The sequence below is a fragment of the Streptomyces sp. NPDC013187 genome, from assembly GCF_042899705.1.
In the GTDB taxonomy this organism is placed as follows: Bacteria; Actinomycetota; Actinomycetes; order Streptomycetales; family Streptomycetaceae; genus Streptomyces; species Streptomyces hawaiiensis_A.
In genome coordinates this window covers 203,462-221,552 of record NZ_JBIBAF010000007.1, presented here as the reverse complement: position 1 = coordinate 221,552, position 18,091 = coordinate 203,462, and the positions used below count along the sequence as shown (strand labels likewise).

At 73.2% G+C, this 18,091-nt stretch carries 16 protein-coding genes and 1 pseudogene; 9 read left to right on the top strand and 8 right to left on the bottom strand.

Features of this window, described 5'->3' with window-relative positions; translation table 11 throughout:
• Positions 1-3 precede the first annotated feature (3 nt).
• The 3 genes from ACFY5B_RS16630 to ACFY5B_RS16620 all read left to right on the top strand — a co-directional run bounded on the left by ACFY5B_RS16630 (position 4) and on the right by ACFY5B_RS16620 (position 3,073).
• Positions 4-702 (top strand): DUF2293 domain-containing protein, encoded by a 699-nt coding sequence (locus ACFY5B_RS16630; protein ID WP_389969536.1) that lies wholly within the window; start codon positions 4-6, stop codon positions 700-702.
• 199 nt (positions 703-901) lie between these two features.
• Positions 902-1,381 (top strand): DUF1772 domain-containing protein, encoded by a 480-nt coding sequence (locus ACFY5B_RS16625; RefSeq protein WP_389969534.1) that lies wholly within the window; start codon positions 902-904, stop codon positions 1,379-1,381.
• A gap of 201 nt (positions 1,382-1,582) precedes the next feature.
• Positions 1,583-3,073 (top strand): glutamate synthase subunit beta, encoded by a 1,491-nt coding sequence (locus ACFY5B_RS16620; RefSeq protein WP_389969532.1) that lies wholly within the window; start codon positions 1,583-1,585, stop codon positions 3,071-3,073.
• A gap of 164 nt (positions 3,074-3,237) precedes the next feature.
• On the opposite strand, the gene ACFY5B_RS16615 is transcribed toward ACFY5B_RS16620, so the two are convergent.
• Positions 3,238-3,723, bottom strand: a complete 486-nt coding sequence (locus ACFY5B_RS16615) for a carboxymuconolactone decarboxylase family protein (RefSeq protein WP_389969530.1) — start codon at positions 3,721-3,723, stop codon at positions 3,238-3,240.
• A 47-nt stretch (positions 3,724-3,770) separates the two neighbouring features.
• On the opposite strand from ACFY5B_RS16615, the gene ACFY5B_RS16610 reads away from it, so the two are divergent.
• Entirely contained in the window at positions 3,771-5,183 is a 1,413-nt protein-coding gene (locus tag ACFY5B_RS16610; protein ID WP_389969528.1) for a PLP-dependent aminotransferase family protein, read from the top strand.
• Between the two features lie 37 nt (positions 5,184-5,220).
• Here the strand turns inward: ACFY5B_RS16610 and ACFY5B_RS16605 are convergent, their stop codons facing one another.
• From ACFY5B_RS16605 to ACFY5B_RS16595, 3 genes are all read right to left on the bottom strand, one after another.
• Positions 5,221-6,033, bottom strand: coding sequence for an SAM-dependent methyltransferase (locus ACFY5B_RS16605; protein WP_389969526.1), 813 nt, complete (start codon positions 6,031-6,033; stop codon positions 5,221-5,223).
• Positions 6,034-6,113: 80 nt separating this feature from the next.
• A complete protein-coding gene (locus ACFY5B_RS16600) occupies positions 6,114-6,368 on the bottom strand; it encodes a DUF397 domain-containing protein (RefSeq protein ID WP_033310663.1) in 255 nt (84 codons plus the stop codon).
• Positions 6,369-7,229, bottom strand: coding sequence for a helix-turn-helix transcriptional regulator (locus ACFY5B_RS16595; protein ID WP_389969524.1), 861 nt, complete (start codon positions 7,227-7,229; stop codon positions 6,369-6,371).
• 243 nt (positions 7,230-7,472) lie between these two features.
• Between ACFY5B_RS16595 and ACFY5B_RS16590 the strand changes: the two genes are divergently transcribed.
• The 3 genes from ACFY5B_RS16590 to ACFY5B_RS16580 all read left to right on the top strand — a co-directional run bounded on the left by ACFY5B_RS16590 (position 7,473) and on the right by ACFY5B_RS16580 (position 10,858).
• The gene (locus ACFY5B_RS16590) at positions 7,473-8,138 is read left to right on the top strand and encodes an ATP-binding protein (RefSeq protein ID WP_389969522.1); all 666 of its coding nucleotides are present in this window, start codon (positions 7,473-7,475) and stop codon (positions 8,136-8,138) included.
• On the top strand, positions 8,135-8,569 hold the full coding sequence (locus ACFY5B_RS16585; RefSeq protein WP_344456876.1) for a hypothetical protein: 435 nt from the start codon (positions 8,135-8,137) through the stop codon (positions 8,567-8,569). Before ACFY5B_RS16590 ends, ACFY5B_RS16585 begins: the two co-directional genes overlap by 4 nt.
• Before the next feature lie 333 nt (positions 8,570-8,902).
• On the top strand, positions 8,903-10,858 hold the full coding sequence (locus tag ACFY5B_RS16580; protein ID WP_389969519.1) for an ABC transporter ATP-binding protein: 1,956 nt from the start codon (positions 8,903-8,905) through the stop codon (positions 10,856-10,858).
• A gap of 9 nt (positions 10,859-10,867) precedes the next feature.
• Here ACFY5B_RS16580 and ACFY5B_RS16575 read toward each other — a convergent pair whose 3' ends face one another.
• Positions 10,868-11,050, bottom strand: a complete 183-nt coding sequence (locus ACFY5B_RS16575) for a hypothetical protein (RefSeq protein ID WP_053671240.1) — start codon at positions 11,048-11,050, stop codon at positions 10,868-10,870.
• A gap of 252 nt (positions 11,051-11,302) precedes the next feature.
• Entirely contained in the window at positions 11,303-12,667 is a 1,365-nt protein-coding gene (locus ACFY5B_RS16570; protein WP_389969516.1) for an amidohydrolase, read from the bottom strand.
• Between the two features lie 134 nt (positions 12,668-12,801).
• Here ACFY5B_RS16570 and ACFY5B_RS16565 point away from each other — a divergent pair, with 134 nt between their 5' ends.
• The gene (locus ACFY5B_RS16565) at positions 12,802-13,767 is read left to right on the top strand and encodes an endonuclease/exonuclease/phosphatase family protein (RefSeq protein ID WP_389969514.1); all 966 of its coding nucleotides are present in this window, start codon (positions 12,802-12,804) and stop codon (positions 13,765-13,767) included.
• Positions 13,768-13,790: 23 nt separating this feature from the next.
• Here the strand turns inward: ACFY5B_RS16565 and ACFY5B_RS16560 are convergent, their stop codons facing one another.
• Positions 13,791-15,683: an FUSC family protein gene (locus ACFY5B_RS16560; protein WP_389969512.1), complete on the bottom strand. Its 1,893-nt coding sequence runs from the start codon at positions 15,681-15,683 to the stop codon at positions 13,791-13,793.
• Positions 15,684-16,053: 370 nt separating this feature from the next.
• On the opposite strand from ACFY5B_RS16560, the gene ACFY5B_RS16555 reads away from it, so the two are divergent.
• Complete coding sequence (locus ACFY5B_RS16555; RefSeq protein WP_389969510.1) at positions 16,054-17,013, top strand: expansin EXLX1 family cellulose-binding protein; 960 nt, start codon at positions 16,054-16,056, stop codon at positions 17,011-17,013.
• Here ACFY5B_RS16555 and ACFY5B_RS16550 read toward each other — a convergent pair.
• Positions 17,000-17,780: pseudogene (locus tag ACFY5B_RS16550) on the bottom strand (nucleotidyltransferase domain-containing protein). The gene ACFY5B_RS16555 and the pseudogene ACFY5B_RS16550 overlap by 14 nt on opposite strands.
• Between the last annotated feature and the right edge of the window lie 311 nt (positions 17,781-18,091).

Below are 18,091 nucleotides of genomic sequence, written 5' to 3'. Positions count from 1 at the left end.
GGTATGGCCCCCGGCTCCTCGCTTCCGCCCCGCACCGGACTCCTCGTCTTCCAGCCCCTCAAGCGGCGGTACTGCGCCGAGTGCCGACGGGGGCCACTGCCGCTGCTGGTCCTGGAGGACGGCGCCCCGCGCTGCCTGGACTGCGCCGACCTCGCGCATCTGGTGTTCCTGCCGAGCGGCGACACCGCGCTGACGCGCAGGTCGCGGGAGGAGAGCGCGCTGTCGGCGGTGGTCGTGCGGTTCAACCGGCGCAAGAGCCGGTACGAGCGACAGGGTGTTCTGGTCGAGGAGGCGGCGCTCGCGCGGGCCGAGCAGCGGTGCCTCGCGGACACCGAAGCGAGACGGCGACGCCGGGTGCGGGACGCGCGGCGTCGGGCGGCTCAGGACGCCCTCTTCGCCCGAGCGTTCGCGACGGAGATACTCCGGCTCTTTCCGGGGTGCCCGGCCGATCGGGCGCGGGCCATCGCCCTGCACGCCTCGGAGCGGGGCAGCGGACGGGTGGGCCGCAGCGCGGCCGGACGTGCGCTCACCGAGGGTGCGGTGACCTCGGCGGTCGTGGCGTCCGTACGGCACCTCGACACGCCATACGACCGGCTGCTGATGAGCGGCGTGCCGCGGCACGAGGCCCGGCGGCGGATCGCGGCGGCGGTGGCGACGGTGCTGAGGGGGTGGACCGAGGAGGGACTCGATTCCACGGGGTGATGTGACGCTCCCGGCGCAGAGCCGCCGCGCGGCCTCCCCGGCCGTTCGGCGGGCCGTGCGGGCAGGGCCGTCCGGCGGACCGTGGACGTGTGCTTACGGCCCCGCGCCGCTCGACCATGGTCACTCTGCCCGTGCGAGATTTCACTGGTGGTGAGGAAGGGCGCCGGGCAGACCCCGGCTCGACGGGTGGGAGAGGGACATGATCGACGGACCGTACTTCGTGCTGACGGTGCTGGGGGTGCTCGGGACGGGCCTGGTGGCCGGGGTGTTCTGCGGGTTCTCGACCTTCGTGATGCGGGGCCTCGGCATGCTGCCGCCCGCGCAGGGGGTCGCCGCGATGAACGCGATCAACGTGGCGGCGGTGACTCTGCCCTTCATGATCCTGTTCCTCGGATCGGCCGCGTTGTGCGCGGTGATCGCCGTGGTGACGTTCGTGCTGTGGCCCGACGAGGGAACGGTGGAGCTGCTGGTGGGCAGTGCCCTGTACCTGTTCGGGTCGTTCGGGCTGACCATGGTCGCGAACGTGCCGCGCAACGACGCGCTGGCCCGGCTGGAGCCGGGCACACCGGAGGCGGCGGCGTACTGGCCGGTATATCTGCGGGAGTGGACGCTGTGGAACCACGTCCGCACGGCCGCCTCGGCCGGGGCGGCGGTGGCGTACGTACTGGCGCTCACCTGACGCCGGCGGCTCAACCGGATATAGCGCCACGCGGCGACGGGCACCGGCCGGGAGGCGGACGTATCGTGGCGAAAGGAATCCCGCACGAAGCAGGAAGCACGACGCACGACGCACGACGCACGACGCACGACGCACGACGCAGCAGAAGAGTGCGGCCCGACGACGTACGGCCCGTCACACGCGCACGCAAGGAAGACGGCCATGGCCGATCCCAAGGGTTTCATGACCACGCCCCGCCAGGACTGGCCGCGCAGGCCGGTCGAGGAACGGGCGCGGGACTGGGACGAGGTCTATGTCCCCGGGGCGCTGCTGCCGATCATCAGCGAGCAGGCCGATCGTTGCATGGACTGCGGCATCCCGTTCTGCCACGACGCCTGTCCGCTGGGCAATCTGATCCCCGAGTGGAACGACCTGGTCTCCCGGGAGGACTGGCGGGCGGCCTCCGACCGGTTGCACGCCACCAACAACTTTCCGGAGTTCACCGGCCGGTTGTGCCCGGCTCCGTGCGAGGCGGGGTGTGTGCTGGCGATCAACCAGCCGGCCGTCACGATCAAGAACGTCGAGTGTGCCATCGCCGACCGGGCCCAAGAGGAGGGCTTCGCACCGCCGAGGCCGCCGGAGCGGCTGTCCGGCAAGACGGTCGCGGTGATCGGCTCGGGCCCGACCGGGCTGGCCGCGGCCCAGCAGCTGACGCGGGCCGGGCACACGGTCGCCGTGTACGAGAGGGACGACCGGCTCGGCGGACTGATGCGGTACGGCATCCCGGCGTTCAAGATGGAGAAGCACCATCTGGAGCGGCGGCTGGAGCAGATGCGGGCCGAGGGGACGAAGTTCCGGACGTCGACGGCGGTCGGGCGGGACATCGGGGCCGAGGAGTTGCGCACCCGCTATGACGCCGTCGTGCTCGCCACCGGGGCGACCGCCTGGCGTGAACTCCAGGTGCCCGGGCGGGAGCTGACGGGGATTCACCAGGCCATGGAGTACCTTCCACTGGCCAACCGGGTGCGCGAAGGTGACCTGGAGACGTCTCCGCTGTCGGCCGCGGGGAAGCACGTGGTCATCGTCGGTGGCGGCGACACCGGGGCGGACTGCCTGGGCACGGCGGTCCGGGAGGGCGCGGCGTCCGTGACCCAGCTGGACATCTACGCGCTGCCGGACGCGGAGCGTGACGAGGACACCGAGCCCTGGCCGACGTACCCGATGCGGGTCTACCGGCTGTCGGCCGCTCATGAAGAGGCCCGTGACCTGCGGACCGCCCCGGTCGCGAACGCGGACGCGCGGCTGTTCGCGGCGTCCACCCTGCGCTTCGACGGCGACGCGCGAGGGCATGTGCGGTCACTGCACCTGGTCGAGGTGGACGCGCGGCGCCGCCCGGTGGACGGCACCGGGCGGACGCTCCCCGCCGACCTCGTGCTGCTCGCCCTCGGCTTCTCCGGGCCCGACCGGCGGGACGGGCTCGTCGACCAGCTGGGTCTCGAGATGGAGCCCCGCGGGACGATCGCTCGGGACTCCGGATTCGCCACGAACGTGCCCGGGGTGTTCGCCGCGGGCGACGCGGCGCGGGGGCAGTCGCTCATCGTGTGGGCGATCGCCGAGGGGCGGGCGGTGGCGGCGGCCGTCGACCGTCATCTGACGGGCAGTTCGAGGCTGCCGGCGCCGATCGGGCCGTACGACCGGCCCATGGCGGTGTAGTCAGCCGACCCACCCGCCGGACGATCTCCGCTCATTCGCACCGTCCGCCCGCCGGACGATCTCCGCTCATTCGCACCGTCCGCCCGCCGGACGATCACCGCCCATTCGCACCGTCCACCCGCCGGACGATCTCCGCCCATTCGCACCGTCCACCCGCCGGACGATCACCGCTCGTCCGTCCCCGCGACCTTCCCCGTCGACAGCGCCACCCGGTTCCACGTGTTGATCGTGCAGATCAGGGCGATGACCCGGGCCAGTTCCCGCTCGTCGAACCGTGCGGCCGCCTGCGCGTAGACGTCGTCGGGGACGCCGGCGTCGGCGACGAGCGTCAGCGCGTCCGTGAGGGCGAGGGCCGCCTGCTCCCGCTCGGAGAAGAAGTGACGGGCCTCGCGCCACACGGCGACCATGTGGAGCCGGTCCTCGCTCTCACCGGCCTTGCGGGCGTCGTTGGTGTGCATGTGGAGGCAGTACGCGCAGTGGTTGAGGTGCGAGGAACGGATCTGGATCAGCTCGACCAGGGCCGGGTCGAGGCCCTCGCGGGCGGCGGCGTCGAAGGCGATGAGGGCCCGGAAGGCCTTCGGGGCGGAGGCGCCGAAGTCCAGCCGGTTCGCCGTCCCGTGGGTGCTCTTCGTGCTCGTGTTCGTCGTCATGTCCTTCAACCTACGGGCCGGAAAGACCCGCTGTAGAGTGCATTTCCATGGTGGATTCGTGGGTCAATACGGCGGAGGGGATCGGGTCCGACCTGCATCTGGAGCTGACCGGGCCGGGTGGCCGCCGGGCGGCGCTGATCCGGGCCCTGCGCGAGGCCGTCCGCAGCGGGCGGCTCGCTCCGGGCACACGGCTGCCGCCGTACCGCTCGCTCGCGGCGGACCTCGGCGTCGCCCGCAACACGGTGGCGGACGCGTACGCGGAACTCGTAGCGGAGGGCTGGCTCACCGCCCGGCAGGGCTCTGGCACCCGGGTCGCAGAGCGGGCCGATCCGCTGCGGCCCGCCGCCCGCGTGCCCGCGAAGGCGCCTTCACGCGCGCGTGGTCCCCGGCACGACCTGACGCAGGGCACGCCGGACGCCTCGGCCTTTCCGCGTACCGCCTGGCTGACCTCCTACCGGCGGGCCCTCCAGCGGGCACCCCACGAGGTGTTCGGTCCGGGCGACCCCGCCGGGCGGCCGGAACTGCGGGAGGCGCTCACGGAGTACCTGGCACGCGCACGGGGGGTGCGGACCGCGCCGGGCCGGATCGTGATCTGCTCCGGTTTCGCGCACGCGCTGCGGCTGCTGTTCGGCGGGGGCGTCCTGCGCGGGCCCTTGGCGGTGGAGGCGTACGGGCTCGGGTTCCACCGGGAGCTCCTGGCCGCGGCCGGAGTGCGGACCGTGCCGCTCCCCCTCGACGAGAACGGCGCACAGGTCGACCGGTTGGGGCGCGAGCGGGCCGTACTGCTCACGCCGGCGCACCAGTTCCCGACCGGCGGCCCGCTGCACCCCGCGCGCCGGGCCGCCGTGATCGACTGGGCACGGACGCGTGACGGGCTGGTCCTGGAGGACGACTACGACGGGGAGTTCCGCTACGACCGCAAGCCGGTCGGCGCGGTCCAGGGGCTCGACCCCGAGCACGTCGTCCACATCGGCTCGGTGAGCAAGAGCCTGTCCCCGGCGGTGCGGCTGGGCTGGATGGTGCTCCCGGAGCGGTACGTCGGCGCCGTGCTGGACGCCAAGGGCGAACGCGAGGCGTGGGCGAGCGTCCTCGACCAGCTGAGCCTGGCGGACTTCATCGCCTCGGGGGCGTACGACCGGCACGTGCGGCGGATGCGGCAGCGGTACCGCGGCCGCCGGGACCGGCTCGTCTCGGCGCTCGCCGAGCACGCGCCGCACATCGAGGCCACGGGCATCGCGGCCGGACTGCACGCGGTGCTGCGGCTGCCGCCCGGCACCGAGGCGTCTGCGGTCAAGGCCGCCGCCTGGCAGGGCATCGCCCTCGACGGTCTCGCAGCGTTCCGGCACCCGGAGACCGACATGCCGGTGGGCGACGGGCTCGTCGTGGGGTACGCGACCCCCTCCGAGCACGCCTACGGGCCGGCCCTGGAGGCGCTGTGCGGTGCACTGCCGCCGCCGTAACCGGCCCGGAGCGGAACCCTGGCGGACCTGGGAACGCCTAGGCCTTGCGCCCGACCGCCCCGTAGCCCGGGATCACCCCGTCGTCCTGCCCGGGCACGGGCTCGCCCAGCTCGGGGTGCCAGCGGTGGGGCACCTCGACGCCCGGCTCGACGAGTTCGAGGCCGTCGAAGAAGCGGGTGAACTCCTCGCGGGAGCGCAGGGCCAGCGTGACGCCGGCGGCGCGCAGCTTCTCGGTGGCCGCCTTCGACTCCTCCGGGGTGAAGTCGGCGGTGGCGTGGGTCATCACCAGGTAGCTGCCGGAGGGCAGTTCGGCGAGCAAGCGGCGGACCAGGTGGTGGGCGCCGTCCTCGTCGGAGACGAAGTGCAGCAGCGCGACGAGCGACAGGGCGACGGGCCGGCTGAAGTCCAGGACCTTCCTCGCGCCCTCCAGGATGGCGTCCGGGTCGCGCACGTCGGCCTGGAGGTACTCGGTCGCGCCCTCGTCCGTGCCGCGCAGCAGGGCCGCCGCGTGGGCCAGGACGACGGGGTCGTTGTCGCAGTAGACGACCCGGGCGCCGGGCGCCGTCTCCTGGGCGAGCTGGTGGAGGTTGGGCTCGGTCGGGATGCCGGTGCCGACGTCCAGGAACTGCCGTACGCCGTCGCGGGCCAGCCAGCGTGTGGCGCGGTGCATGAAGGCGCGGTTGACCCGGGCCATCACCGGCACCCTGGGGTCGAGGGCGAGCATCTGCCGGCCCATCTCCTCGTCGACCGGGTAGTTGTCCTTGCCGCCGAGGTACCAGTCGTACATCCGCGCGGGATGGGGTCTGGTCGTGTCGATCTGGACGGCCGGCGTGGGGTCATGCCCGGTCATGAGGCACTCCGTAAGGCGCAGGGGGCGGTCAATTCAGCACCAGCGTAGGAAGGTTGGACACGAAAAGCGGCAGGTACGCATCAGGACAGCAGGAAGTCAGCCTCGCCCGACTTCGCCCCTTCGATGAAGGCCGTCATCTCGTCGGTGGTGTAGATCAGTGCCGGTCCGTCCGGGTCGGTGGACTGACGGAGGGCGATCCGGCCGTCGGCGAGTTTCATCGCCTCCAGGCAGTTGCCTCCGTTCCCGCCGCTCCACGGCTTGTGCCAGCCTTCGCTGCCCAAGTCGCGCGCGGGCATGCCGTTGTAGACGTGTTTGCGCGGCTTGATGCGATCCATTCACAGCTCCTTGCGGAGATCCCGGAGGATCTCCTTCGTGCGATGTGCCGTAGCGGCCTGCGCCGCCATGCGGTCCATGACCTCGAGATGGGTCGCCACCTCGGTGCGCGCGTCGAGATAGACCGCGCCGGTCAGGTACTCGCTGTAGACCATGTCCGGCAGTTCGGGCATGGCGAATCGGAACAGCACGAACGGCCCGTACGTGCCCGGATGCGGCCCGTTGGCGAACGGGGCGATCTGCAGCGTCACATGGGGCAGCTTCATGGCGTCGAGCAGCTTGTCGATCTGGGCCCGCATCACCTCCGGTCCGCCGACCGGGCGCCGCAGCGCGGTCTCGTCCATCACGACCCACAGCCGGGGCGCGTCCTCGCGGGTGAGCAGGTCCTGGCGCTGCATGCGCAGGGCGACATGGCGCTCGATGTCCTCGGGCCGGGTCTGGCCGATGGCGCCCGACCGGAGCACTCCGCGCGCGTAGTCCTCGGTCTGCAGCAGCCCGGGGACGAAGTGGGGCTCGTAGCTGCGGATGACGCTCGCCGCGCCCTCCAGGCTCACGTACATCGAGAACCAGCCGGGCAGGATGTCGTGGAAACGCTGCCACCAGCCGGGCCGGTTGGCCTCCTCGGCCAGCAGGACGAAGGCCTCGGCCTCCTCGTCGGAGATTCCGTAGGCCTTGAGGAGCAGTTGCAGGTACGGGATTTTGAGCGCGACCTCGGCCATTTCCATACGGCGGACCGTGGCGGGAGCGACGCGGAGGATGCGCGCGGCCTCCTCGCGCTTCATCCCGGCGCGTTCCCTCAGGTCCAACAGGCGTCGGCCGAGAACGACCTGACCGACCGTCGGCGCGGACCGCGGTTCACTCACGCTCCACCTCCAGGAAAGAGTTCTGACGTGCCGGTCACAAAAGAACGCGACAGCCCGGCGGCGCCATTCGAGGACCTTTTCGAAGAACCGACTCGAACAAAGGTTTCGAACGAATCTTCGACGATCTCAACTGGCGCCGCGCGGGGTGCTGTTGCGAGCAGTGTGCCACGGCCTTCCAGACCGTCACACAGCACTCTGCAATTTTCAGAGTGACACTTGCCAAGTGTTCACGGCGGGGCGATAGTGGCAAGCGTGATTCCGTCCGCGCCCTTAGGAACAGACGCCGCCGAAGGCCCTCTCGGGCTTGACGCCGCCACGGAAGAGGTCCCCCTCGGGGCCGCTGCCGAGCGCCGGTTCCGTTTCGAGCTGGCCGCACATCCGGGTTCTCCCGCGCAGGCCAGACGCCTGACCCGAGCCCGGCTGACGGGCTGGTCGGTGTGCGAGGACACGTGCGACAGCGCGGCCCTGGTGGTTTCCGAGCTGGTCACCAACGCCATCGTGCACACGGCGAGCACCCACATAGTGTGCGAGCTGCACGACGGTGACGACCTGGTGCGGATAGCCGTGCGCGACGAGGGCTGCGCCCCTGGTCAGCCGCACGCCGCCAGCCGGACACGGCCCGAGGAGGAGCACGGGAGGGGACTGCTCCTCGTCGACGCCCTCTGTCATTCCTGGGGCGCCCATGAGAACGGTCTCGGGCTGCTGGTCTGGGCCGAGCTGCCACGCACGGCGGACCTGCCGAACGATCCGGCCGAGCCCTGCGCCGACCTGGGCTGGGGCACCCGCCCGAAGCGCGGCCCGTCCGATGACTCGGACGACGAAGACGGAACCCGTCAGGAGGCCCGCCACACCTGCGGAGCCCCGGAGGTCCCGCCGCAGAAGCGCCGCCGAGAGCGGGGGCATGCATGAGCCCCGCACCGGGAGGCCGCGTGCTGAACCTGGACACGCTGCTGCGCGTCCGCCGCGAGCTGCGGACACCCGGTCCGGCCCTGCGGCTGCCCGTGCCCGACGGCATGACGGCCCCCCTGGGCTGTGACGCGGTCGCCGTCCCCGCCGCCCTCGGCCCGCTGGTCATGCCGCGGCTGCCCCGCGTGGGCTGCGTCTACGCCGACGAGACGCACTGGTGGTGGCTGGTGCCGTCCGACTCCGACCACGCCCTGGAGTGGCCCGCTCCGGCGCGGTACGTCACCGGCGCGGCCGTCCCGGACCTGCCGGAGATCCCCGACCTGATCCACCGCCCGGACGGCACCCTTCCGTACACCCCGCCGATACCCCTCTATCTGGCACTCTGCCGCGCGACGGGGACGGCACCGTCCTGGTCCCGTCCGGTCAGCGCGTAGGCGGACCCGCCCGACCCGCACGACCGGCCGTCGCTCACTCCCCTCGGCCCGCCGACCCCACACGACCGGCCGTCGCCACCCCGCGCACCTGGCCCCGCACGACCGGCCTTCGCACCGCCGGCGCGCCCCTCCTTCCGGCCGCTGCCCTCGCCCCAGCGTGTGCCCCCGTCACCCCACCACCCCACACCCCCGCGCCGCCCCGCACCCCCTCCGGCCAGGTCGTGCGCCCGCGCGCATCCGGCGCCCCGGGCTACGCCCTGCCCTGGGCGGTGTCCGCCCCGCGATAGTGGCCGTTCGTTCAGGAGCGGGTCCGAGCGGGGAGGTCGGTCGACTGTGGGGAAGAAGCGGACCGCGCCGGAGGTGTCCGAGTCGGAGCAGCTGCTCTTCGGCGGGCCGCTGCGCTACGACATGGGCTGGAACAGTCACTCCGACGCGTTCCTGGAGCTGAACTTCCGCGCCATGATCACCCGGCTGCCGTCCCTGCTCTCGGCCAGCCTCCGGCTCGCCCGGCAGGCCGACCGGGGCGCCGCGCGGATCGTGCTGGCCGCCGAGGCGGGCCGGGGCGTGGCGCAGGCGGTGAGCCTGCTCGCCGTGAACAGCGTGCTGGCCCGGCTGATGGGCGGCGGCCCGATCGACGACCGGCTGCGCGGAGCCGTCCCCGCCCTGGTCACCGTTGCCGTCGTGATGTTCCTCGCAGCCCTGCTGCGGGCCGCGAGCACCTACGCCACCGGCCGTCTGGAGCCCAAGGTCGAGCGGGTGGCGACCGAGCAGTACCTGGAGCGGGCCGCGGCCGTGGAGCTGGCGGCGATCGAGGACCACGCCTTTCACAAGCTGCTGGACACCGCGCAGTACGGCGCCGCCTCCGCGCGCCGGATGATCTCCTACGGGACACGCGTGATCAACGCGATGATCTCGCTGGTCGCGGCGGCGGGCGTGCTGACCGTGCTGCACCCCGCCCTGCTGCCGCTGCTGGTCACGATGACCCTGCCGAGCGCCTGGAGCGCGCTGACCGTGGCCCGGCGCCGCTACGAGTCCTTCCACGCCTGGGTGCAGCACGCCCGCGCGGGCCGACTGCTCGGCAGCCTGCTGATCGAGCCCGAGGCGGCCCCCGAGATCCGGGTGCACGGAGTGGGCTCCTTCCTGCTGCGGCACTTCCGCGCGATGTCGGAGACGGCCGAGGCCGAGCAGGCCCGCCTGGCGAGGCTCGCCGCGCGCACCGGCCTGATCGCGGCGGCGTGGACGGGCCTGGCGACGGTGGCGACGTACGCGACGCTGGGCGGGCTGCTGCTGGCGGGCGCGATGGCCCTGTCGGTGGCGGGTACGGCCGTGATCGCGATCCGGACCGGCTCGCAGAGCCTGGACACGCTCGTGGTGGAGGTCAACGCGCTGCACGAGGAGGCGCTCTTCGTCGGCGATCTGCACCGGCTGTACACCGAGGCGGACCAGTGGGCGATCCCGGCGGGCGGCACACGGCTGCCGGAGGATCCGCGCGAGATCCGCTTCGAGAACGTCACCTTCCGCTACCCGGGCGAGTCCGCCCGCCCGGCCCTCGACGACGTGACGCTCACCCTGCCGCTGGGCCGGATCGTGGCGCTGGTCGGGGAGAACGGCTCCGGCAAGACCACCCTGGTCAAACTGCTCGCCGGGCTCTACACGCCGGAGCGGGGGCGGATCCTGTGGGACGGCGTGGACGCGGCGACCGCGGACCGGCACCTGCTGGCCGAACGAATCGCGATGGTGGCGCAGGACTTCAAGCGGTGGCCCTTCACGGCCCGGGTGAACGTCGCCCTGGGACGTACGTCGGTGCCCGTGAGCGAGGACCGGCTGGCCGCGTCGATCGCCGAGGCCGGGGCGGAGACGGTGGTCGCGGACCTGCCGCGCGGGCTGGACACGCTGCTCGCCCGCAACTTCAGCGGCGGGCACGAACTGTCGGGCGGCCAGTGGCAGCGGCTCGGTATCGCCCGTGCGGCCTATCGCAGGGGCCGCATCCTGATCGTGGACGAGCCGACGGCGGCCCTGGACGCCCGGGCCGAGCTGGAGGTCTTCGAGCGGATCCGCGCCCTGGCCGACAGCGGCCAGACGGTCGTGCTGATCACCCACCGGCTGGCGTCCGTGCGGCACGCGGATCTGGTGCACGTCCTGGACCAGGGCCGGCTCGTGGAGTCGGGGACGCCGGACGAGCTGCTGGCGACCGGCGGGCTCTACGCCGAGCTGTACGCGCTCCAGGCGGAGCAGTTCGCCTCGTCACCCGCGCCGGTGAGGAAGGTTCCGGCGCCGAAGGCGGGCTGACGGCACACGTCAGGCCGTGGCGTCGGCCGCGTCCCCGCTGCGCACGATCACCAGGAACATGTCCGTGGCGAGGTCCATGACGACCTCGGCAGGCAGGCCCTCGCTGCGCCGCGCCTGCGCGAATTCCTCCGCAGGCCAGGAGCCACGGGGCCCACCGGCGGGAAAGCGCTCGAGCACCGTTCGCCCGTTCACCCTGCACCTCCATGTAGCGCTGTACTCGTAGAGTTAAACGCCAACCATGGGGTGAACGGCTCGCGAAGTGACGGTTCTGAGACGTACTTGACACGCGTTCACCGCCAAGTGTGACCAACCTCTCAGCCTCTTGGCGCATGTGTTCACTTTCCGTATCAGTCGTCGTACCCCTCGTGATGCCGCACGCTCTCACTTTTCGCAGGCGCCCCGAATGTCGACGCGCGCCCCTTGGGATCGTGCTTCGCGATGCCGTCAGGTGTCGTAGCGCTGGACGCGCCGGCCGTGGCTGCGGTCGACGAGGGCGGGCAGTCGCTCCTCCAGTTCCCGCACCACCTCCGGCACGTCGATCGTCAGCAGTTCCCGGTCCCGCATCAGGATCCGTCCGTCGACGATCGTGGTGCGCACGTCGGCGGAGCGGGCACTGTGCACGAGAGTGGCGGCCAGGTCGTGGACGGGCCGGGTGTGGGGGCCGGTGAGGTCGACCAGGACGATGTCGGCCTTCCGGCCGGGCGCGATGCTCCCGACGCGGTCCCCGAGCCCCACGGCCCGGGCGCTCTGCAGGGTCGCGTGGTGCAGCGCCTGGCGGGAGGTCAGCCAGCGGGGGTCGCCCTCGGCCGACTTCTGGACCAGCGAGGTGAGAGCCATGGCCTCCCACACGTCGAGGTTGTTGTTGGAGGCGGCGCCGTCGGTGGCGAGTCCGACGTCGACGCCGATGTCGCGCAGGGCGCGCACGGGTGTGGTGTCGGGCCAGGCGAACTTGAGGTAGCCGCGGGGCGCGCTGGCGACGGCCGTACGACCGGCCGCCCGCTGAAGGACGGGCAGATCACGGTCGATGATGCCGGTGCCGTGGGCGAGAAGAACGTCCGTGGCGAGGACGCCGGTGCGTTCCAGGACCTCGATCGGGGTGACGCCGTGGCGGGCGAGGCCGGTCTCGGTCTGGTCGCGGTTCTCGGCGGCGTGGAGGTGCACGGGCAGGCCGTGCGTGCCGGCGAGCTCGGCGGTGGCGGCGAGGTCGGTGTCGTCGACCGTGTAGGGGGCGTGGGGCGCGAGCGCGGTGGTGATCCGGCCGTCGGCCGTTCCGCGGTGGCGCAGGGCGAACTCCAGTGACCGCTCCCGGCCTTCGGGCCCCTGCGAGGAGAAGAAGGTCTCCCCGAGCAGGGCCCGCATGCCGGAGTCCGCGACCACTCGTGCGACCGCGTCCATGGCGAAGTAGTGGTCGGCGAAGCAGGTGACGCCCGCGCGGATCATCTCGGCGCAGGCCAGCCGCGCCCCCAACTCGACGTCCCTGGCCGTGAGGTTGGACTCGAGGGGCCAGACGACGTCGTTGAACCACTCCTCGGTCGGCAGGTCCTCGGCGAGGCCGCGCAGCGCGACCATCGGGGCGTGCGTGTGGCAGTTGATCAGACCGGGCAGGGCGACCTGTCCGGGGGCGTCGATGCGCTCGGCGGCGGGCAGGTCCGCGACCTCCGCGGTGGTCGTGACCGCCTCGACGACACCGTTCCGTACGACGATCGCGGCATCCTCCGCGAACCCGATCCGCTCTTGATCGTCGTGCACGAGGACGGTACATGCGCTGATGATGAGCTCGGCGGGACTGTCCGCGGCAGAAGGCGTCACCACGCCAACGTACGACGGCGTCGTAGGGCGGCATGAGCCGAACCGCACATCCCGTCACGGCTCTGTCGCGGGGCGGGCCGGGCGCGCACCCTGGCCTCACCACCCCGACTGTCGGCTTCTGAAAGGAGCCCGGCATGCTCCTCGGCACCTGGAATCTGGAGAATCTCTACCGGCCCGGCGGCCCGTACGGCCCGCGGGACGAGGCCGGGTACGAAGCGAAGCTCGCCGCGCTCGCCGCCGTGATCACGGAACTCGATCCGGCCCTGCTCGGCGTGCAGGAGGTCGGGGACCCGGAGGCTCTGAAGGATCTGGCCGGGATGCTCGACGACGACTGGCATGTCGCCCTGTCCGAGCACCCGGACAGCCGGGGGACACGAGTCGGGTTCCTCAGCCGTGTCGCGATGACGGTGGTGGCCGACACGCGGGCGTTCCCGGCGGAGCTGCGTCCCGTCCAGGCGGACGATGCGGGGCTGACGGCGGGGGAGGCGGGGCGGGGCGTTCTGGCGGTCGAGGTCGAGGGTGAGGGCGGGGGCGGGGGCGGGCCGCTGCGGGTGGCCGTATGCCATCTGAAGTCCAAGCTGCTGTCGTACCCGAACGGCCGTTTCCAGCCCCGCGATGAGGGCGAACGCGCCCGCTACGGCGCCTATGCCCTGTACCGGCGGGCCGCCGAGGCGACGGCCCTGCGCGCCCTCGCCGACCGGCTGCTGGCCGGGGACGGGCAGGGGCGGGACGTGGCGGTGCTGGGCGACCTGAACGACGAGGTGCAGGCGGCGACCACGCAGATCCTGCTCGGCCCGCCCGGCTCGGAGCTCGGCACACCGGGCTACGACCGGCCCGACCACGACGATGCGACGCGGCTGTGGGACGTGGCCCCGCTCATCCCGCCCGGGCAGCGCTGGTCCCGGGTGAACTCCGGGCGGCGCGAGCTGATCGACCACATCCTGCTGAGCCACCGCCTGGTGCGCCGGGCGACGGCGGCGGGCACGGGTCTGCCGGGCGAGGGCCCGCCCGGCCTGCCGTCGGTCGGCTCGGACCCGGTGGAGCGGCGGGGCGAGCCCGGATCGGACCACGCTCCGGTGTGGGTGCGGGTCGGCGGCTGAGCACCGGGACCGTACCGGGCGGGCTAGCCGGCGAGGGGTGTCCGGGGCGACCGCAGGCCCACCCGTTCGCCCCGTCCGGCGAGTTCGTCGAGGACGGCCGTGAGGCGCTCCTGGTGGCGGGGCCCGATCCGGCCCGTGTCGTCGAGGTGCACGGCGCAGGCGGTCGTGGTGTCGACGAGGCGTTCGAGGAGGTCGGCCACCTCGTCCGCGCCTTCGGTGTGCCGGGCGAGGGCGGGCAGTTCGTGGGCGGCGCGGGAAATGGCCGCACGGGCCTCGGCCAGGGTGCGGTAGGCCTCGCGGCGCAGGGTCCAGCGGGTGGCGCGGTGGCCGGAGGGTGTGCCGGAGGTCCCGATGCGCGGGGCGTCGGCCTCGTCGAGCACGTGCGTGAGGTAGGCGTACGCTGCCTCGTTCGCCGCCACGAGCCGGGCGCGCACTCCCCCGCCGCGCTGGCCGGGCATCGGCAGGTGCCCGACGATCAGCACGATCGCGCAGGCCAGCAGCGTCTCGCCGATCCGGCCGGCGGAGGCCTGGGGCTCGCCGCCGACCATGACGAGCGCGAGGACCAGGACGGTGACGACGGCGGTCTGGGCGGCGAAGTGCCGGGTGGCCACGGGTATCAGCGCTCCGCTGAGGGCGACGAGCGCGATGAGCCCTTGGGGGTGGGGCAGGACGGCGGCGAGCCCGGCGAAGAGCAGCGCCCCGAGGACGGTCCCGGCGGCCCGGTTCAGCACGCGCGAGGCCAGCGGCCCGAGGTCGGGCTTGACGAGGAAGACGGCCGTGGCGGGCAGCCAGTACCAGTGCTCGTGCTGCCCGTACCACTGGCCTCGGTGCAGCGCCTGGGCCACCGCAGAGCTGGCGCCGAAGCAGAGGGCGACGCGCAGCCCGTACTCGCGGCCGGCGCTCCCGAAGACGGCGCGCAGCCGGTCCCGGGCGCTGCGGGGCCGGGTGTGCAGGTCGCCGCCCCGGCCCTGGTCGAACGCCTCGGCGGCGTGCAGGAGCGCGTCGTCGAGGGCGCGCAGGGCGGGAGCCGAACGGGAGGGTGCGGGCAGCGGCCCGGTGTGGGTGTTGTCGCGCACGGCGGCGGCGAGCCGCCGCGGACCTTCTGAGGCCCGTTCGGCGACGGCCTCCTCGGCCCAGGCGAGGGCGGTGGCGGCCTCCGCGAGGGGCAGCGCCGCGGCGTACTGCGCGTGCAGCCGCCGCTCGGCGGAGGAGGAGGCGTACTTCCGCAGCCGGGGCCCGTCGAGGGCGTCCTGGGCATGGTCGAGGGCGGCGGTGAGCGCGGCCCGGCGGCGGATGGCGTCCGGCCCGCCGACGGCGTCGAGCAGATCGGCGACGGCCTCGTACACACCCGCCACGGCCTGCCGCTCCCCGTCGAACCGGAAGTCGCCCGCGAGGGAGCCGGGCGTGGGCAGGACGAGCCGCAGTACGAGCAGCCACCCCGCGCCGGCGAGAAAGGCGAGCGCCCGCTCCCAGCCGGGTTCCGGCAGGGGCATCCCGGCCCCGATCGCCGCGCCGACCAGCACCTGCGTTCCGGCGGCGGACGCGACGGGCCCGACGGCACTCATCCCCCCGGCGACGAGCCCGACGACGGTGAGCACGACGGTGAGGACGACCGCCCCGGCCCCCTGCCCGCTGTACGTCCCGACCAGAAGGCCCGCCGCACCGCCCAGGGCGGGCGCTCCGATCCGTTTGACCGAGAGGCGCCGGCTCCCGGGCCGGTCGTTGATCCCGGCGAGCATGGCGGCGACGGCGGCGACGACTCCGAGGGAGGTGTGACCGGTCTGGACGGCCACGAGCAGGACGGGTCCGGCGGACAGGGCCCCCCGCGTCACCGCGTTCCAGGGCACCGGCCCCCGCTGGGCACGCAGGGCGTGCGCGAACCAGGGCGGAAGCTTCGGGGCGATGCGGCGGGACACGGAGCTCCTGTCGTCTCGGCGAGGGCAGTGGTGAGCCTTCGGGCGACGGCGGCCGGGGCGGGGTGTGGCTGCCCACGGTAGGCGGGGTTCCTGGAGGACAGGTTTCCGGAACGTGTCGGACGGCTCGGAACCGGTGTTCTTTATGTACGCAATCAAGAGGTACGCAGGCCCGAGGTGCGCAGGCCCGAGGTACGCAGGCCCAAGGTACGCAGGCCCAAGGTACGCAGGCCCGAGGTACGCAGGCCCGAGGCGCGATCACGAGGTAGGCGATCAGGAGACGGGCCGCGGCAACCTTTTCGGGCCCGGCGGCCACTGGTGAGTCGTGAGCGCGCGTTCTCCCGAACCACGCAAGGACCCGAAGGACTCATCCGTGGCAACACCGTCCCACCGCCGCCCCGTCCGCAAGCGGCGCACGGCCCTCGTCTTCGCGGTCGCCGCGGCAGCCGTGGGTCTCCTCGTCTCCCTCGTGATCGCCCTGCGCCCCGGCGGCGAACCGGACACGGTGCGCACCGCGGCCCAGGCCACCGCCGGCGCCCGGCCGACCGCCCCGCCGACGACCCACAAGGCCACACCCGCGTCGAAGACCTCCAAGCCACCCAAGGCTGCCAAGACGTCCCGGGCCCCGAAGCCCGCCGCGACCACCCCTTCGGCGCGGCCCTCGCCCACCGCCACCGGGCCCGCCGCACCGCGTCCGGCGTCCGGCACGGCACCCCTGGCGGGGAGGATCAAGCCCGGCACCACCTACAACGGCGTCGCCACCCACTACGACGCCAATGACGGCGACGGGGCGTGCCTCTACGGCCCGAGCCCCGACCTCATGGTCGCGGCGATGAACCACACCGACTACGAGACGTCCCAGGCGTGCGGGGCGTACATCCTGGTCCGCGCGGCGAGCGGCGCCTCCGTCACCGTCCGGATCACCAACGAGTGCCCCCTGCCCTGCGCACCCGGGCAGATCGACCTCAGCAAGGAGGCGTTCGCGAAGCTCGCCGGACTCTCCGCGGGCCGGATACCGATCACCTGGAGTCTGCAGAGCCCCGACGTGTCGCAGACGCTCTCGATCCGCTACAAGACCGGCTCCAGCAGCCACTGGTGCGGCATCCAGGCACTGGGCCACCGCAACCCGCTGGCCCGGCTGGAGGTCAGGACCGGCAGCGGCTGGACCCGGCTGACCCGCACCGAGTACAACTACTTCCTCTCCCCCGGCGGCAACGGCTGCGGCGGTCCCCTCCGGCTCACCGACATCTACGGCGAACAGCTCACCGTCGACGGCATCGCGATCCGCCCGGACACCGTCCAGCCGACCCGCGTCCAGTTCACCCGGCGGTGACGGCTTCCACGGCCCGGGCGAGGAGGGCCTCCGTGTCGGTGACGGCCCGGGCGAGCGCGGCCGGATCGTCCGTCAGGTCGCCGAGAACGGCGTCCACCTGGCGCAACCCCGCCCGCGCGACCAGGCCCTTCTCGTTGGTGACCCACTCCCCGCGCGCGGCCAGCACCGCGTGCGCGGTCTGGGCCGCGGCGAGCGCGATCGCGCCCGCGACCTGGGTGACGGCGCCCTTCGGGGCGTGGCCGGCCTTGGCGTAGGCGAGGGTGGCCGCGGCCATGCCGTGCCAGTGCGCGGGGGCGCTCTCGCGCAGGGCCCGCGGATAGGTGCCCGGGTGGGGCAGTTCGCCCCGCAGCACCCGGTTGACCGCGAGTTCGGCGACGAGCAGGTACGTCGGGATGCCCGCCAGGTGGAAACATGAGAGGCTCGACACGGAAACGGCCCGCCTCCGCTTCGGCCGCCTCGTGCTCGACCACGTCCAGATCGCGGTAGTGGACGTCCACCGAACGGCCCTCGATCGTCAGCCACGCACCCGAGTTGAAGACGCCGCCGCCCCAGGCGCCGAGCTCGCAGACCTCGCCCTCCCAGCCGACCGCGCGGAGGTCCGCCGGGTCGAAGGCGCCGCGGTAGTAGACCGCCAGGTCCCAGTCGCTGTCGGGACGTTCGGTGCCCTGGGCCCGGGAGCCGCCGAGGGTGACGGCCTCGACGGCGGGCAGGGCGGCCAGGCGGTCGGCGGTGGCGGCGAGGAAGGTGTGGTCCGGGAGGACGGGCACGGCGGCTCCTGGGCAGACGGGCCCTGGACGGGCGGAACCCGGACGGGCGGAACTCGGACGGGCGGAACTCGGACGGGCGGGACTCGGACGGGCGGGACTCGGACGGGCGGGACTCGGACGGGCGGGACTCGGACGGGCGGGACTCGGACAGCCGCAGCCGGGATCTCTGGGCAGCCGGGCCTGGGCAGGCGGAACCTCGGCAGCGTAGAGGGGTGGCACGGTCGGCGGGTACCGAAATACGGGTGCGCGCACGTCCCGCGGCCCGCATGATCGGTGGTCGTCGTGCCGCCGCCCGCAGATCGGAGCCCTCA